This is a genomic window from Marilutibacter spongiae (assembly GCF_014145325.1).
Taxonomy (GTDB): Bacteria; Pseudomonadota; Gammaproteobacteria; order Xanthomonadales; family Xanthomonadaceae; genus Marilutibacter; species Marilutibacter spongiae.
Genome location: NZ_JACHTF010000030.1, coordinates 2501 through 5448 on the forward strand (window position 1 = coordinate 2501; position 2948 = coordinate 5448).

Genomic DNA, 2948 nt, shown 5'->3' on the forward strand with positions numbered 1-2948 from the left:
GGGGAACAGCCCTTAAGTCGATTGTGTTCTAGCAAAACGGTCTGGAAAGTCCGGCTATAAAAGGTGATAGCCCTGTATGCGAAAGGGCACATTCGATGAAATCGAGTAGGGCGGGGCACGAGAAACCCTGTCTGAACATGGGGGGACCATCCTCCAAGGCTAAATACTCCTGACCGACCGATAGTGAACCAGTACCGTGAGGGAAAGGCGAAAAGAACCCTGGTGAAGGGAGTGAAATAGACCCTGAAACCGTGTGCGTACAAGCAGTAGGAGCCCTTCGGGGTGACTGCGTACCTTTTGTATAATGGGTCAGCGACTTACTGTTCGTGGCAAGCTTAACCGTATAGGGGAGGCGAAGGGAAACCGAGTCTGATAAGGGCGCATAGTCGCGGGCAGTAGACCCGAAACCGGGTGATCTAGTCATGCCCAGGGTGAAGGTTGAGTAACATCAACTGGAGGCCCGAACCCACTCCCGTTGCAAAGGTAGGGGATGAGGTGTGATTAGGAGTGAAAAGCTAATCGAACCCGGAGATAGCTGGTTCTCCTCGAAAGCTATTTAGGTAGCGCCTCATGTGAATCTTCTTGGGGGTAGAGCACTGTTATGGCTAGGGGGTCATTGCGACTTACCAAACCATGGCAAACTCCGAATACCAAGACAGACTGCATGGGAGACACACGGCGGGTGCTAACGTCCGTCGTGAAAAGGGAAACAACCCAGACCCACAGCTAAGGTCCCAAATTCAGTGCTAAGTGGAAAACCATGTGGAAAGGCACAGACAGCCAGGAGGTTGGCTTAGAAGCAGCCACCCTTTAAAGAAAGCGTAATAGCTCACTGGTCGAGTCGGTCTGCGGGGAAGATTTAACGGGGCTAAAGCACTGAACCGAAGCTTGGGGTGCATACTTTGTATGCGCGGTAGAGGAGCGTTCCGTAAGCCTGCGAAGGCAGATCGAGAGGTCTGCTGGAGGTATCGGAAGTGCGAATGCTGACATGAGTAACGATAATGCGGGTGAAAAGCCCGCACGCCGAAAGCCCAAGGTTTCCTTGCGCAACGTTAATCGGCGCAGGGTGAGTCGGCCCCTAAGGCGAGGCAGAAATGCGTAGTCGATGGGAAGCTGGTTAATATTCCAGCACCTCGCGTAAGTGCGATGGAGGGACGGAGAAGGCTAGGTCTACCGGGCGTTGGTTGTCCCGGGGAAAGGCGGTAGGTGTGGAACTTAGGCAAATCCGGGTTCCTTTAACACCGAGCACCGAGACGAGCTCATTAGAGCGAAGTGATTGATGCCACGCTTCCAGGAAAAGCTCCTAAGCTTCAGCTTACGCAGACCGTACCGTAAACCGACACAGGTGGGCAGGATGAGAATTCTCAGGCGCTTGAGAGAACTCGGGTGAAGGAACTAGGCAACATGGCACCGTAACTTCGGGAGAAGGTGCACCCCTGCTGGTGGCTCGTGCGAGCTATAGCTGGCGGGGGTCGCAGTGACCAGGCCGCTGCGACTGTTTATCAAAAACACAGCACTCTGCAAACACGAAAGTGGACGTATAGGGTGTGACGCCTGCCCGGTGCCGGAAGGTTAATTGATGGGGTCAGCCGCAAGGCGAAGCTCTTGATCGAAGCCCCGGTAAACGGCGGCCGTAACTATAACGGTCCTAAGGTAGCGAAATTCCTTGTCGGGTAAGTTCCGACCTGCACGAATGGCGTAACGACAGCGGCGCTGTCTCCACCCGAGACTCAGTGAAATTGAAATCGCTGTGAAGATGCAGCGTTCCCGTGGCAAGACGGAAAGACCCCGTGAACCTTTACTATAGCTTTACACTGAACGTTGAGTTCGTCTGTGTAGGATAGGTGGGAGGCTTTGAAACCAGGACGCCAGTTCTGGTGGAGCCATCCTTGAAATACCACCCTGTCGTGCTTGACGTTCTAACCTGGGCCCGTAATCCGGGTCGGGGACCGTGTATGGTGGGTAGTTTGACTGGGGCGGTCTCCTCCCAAAGAGTAACGGAGGAGCACGAAGGTACGCTCAGCGCGGTCGGACATCGCGCACTGTGTGCAAAGGCATAAGCGTGCTTGACTGCGAGATCGACGGATCAAGCAGGTACGAAAGTAGGTCTTAGTGATCCGGTGGTTCTGTATGGAAGGGCCATCGCTCAACGGATAAAAGGTACTCCGGGGATAACAGGCTGATACCGCCCAAGAGTTCATATCGACGGCGGTGTTTGGCACCTCGATGTCGGCTCATCACATCCTGGGGCTGTAGTCGGTCCCAAGGGTATGGCTGTTCGCCATTTAAAGTGGTACGCGAGCTGGGTTCAGAACGTCGTGAGACAGTTCGGTCCCTATCTGCCATGGGCGTTGGAGATTTGAGAGGGGCTGCTCCTAGTACGAGAGGACCGGAGTGGACGAACCTCTGGTGTTCCGGTTGTCACGCCAGTGGCACTGCCGGGTAGCTATGTTCGGAAGCGATAACCGCTGAAAGCATCTAAGCGGGAAGCGCGCCTCAAGATGAGATCTCCCGGGAGCTTGACTCCCCTGAAGGAACCATCAAGACCAGGTGGTTGATAGGCTGGGTGTGTAAGTGCAGCAATGCATTGAGCTAACCAGTACTAATGATCCGTGTGGCTTGACCATATAACCTCAAGTGGCCTTGGACTCGACGATACGTCGACGACATTCGGCTCTTCGCTACTTCCCGACCCTTGCAAGCTGGCGCGGCAACGCGCTGCTTCACAAGCTTGTTCAGCGAACATAGCGCTGTGGTACCACCCGATCCCATTCCGAACTCGGAAGTGAAACGCAGCTGCGCCGATGGTAGTGTGGCCTAAGCCATGCGAGAGTAGGACATCGCTGAACATTTACACCGAAGGCCGGTCCCCGAAAGGGACCGGCCTTCTTCTTTGTTGGAGCCGTGATTGGTCATTGGTCATTGGTCATTGGTCATTGGTCATTGGT

At 54.6% G+C, this 2948-nt stretch carries 2 rRNA genes (1 of these 2 cut by a window edge); both read left to right on the top strand.

Annotation, left to right across the window (positions count from 1 at the left end):
- Nucleotides 1-2627 (top strand): 23S ribosomal RNA (locus H4F98_RS16520); it begins 252 nt to the left of the window's first position.
- Nucleotides 2628-2734: 107 nt separating this feature from the next.
- Nucleotides 2735-2849: ribosomal RNA gene (rrf, locus tag H4F98_RS16525) — 5S ribosomal RNA — on the top strand.
- The last annotated feature ends 99 nt before the right edge of the window (nucleotides 2850-2948 follow it).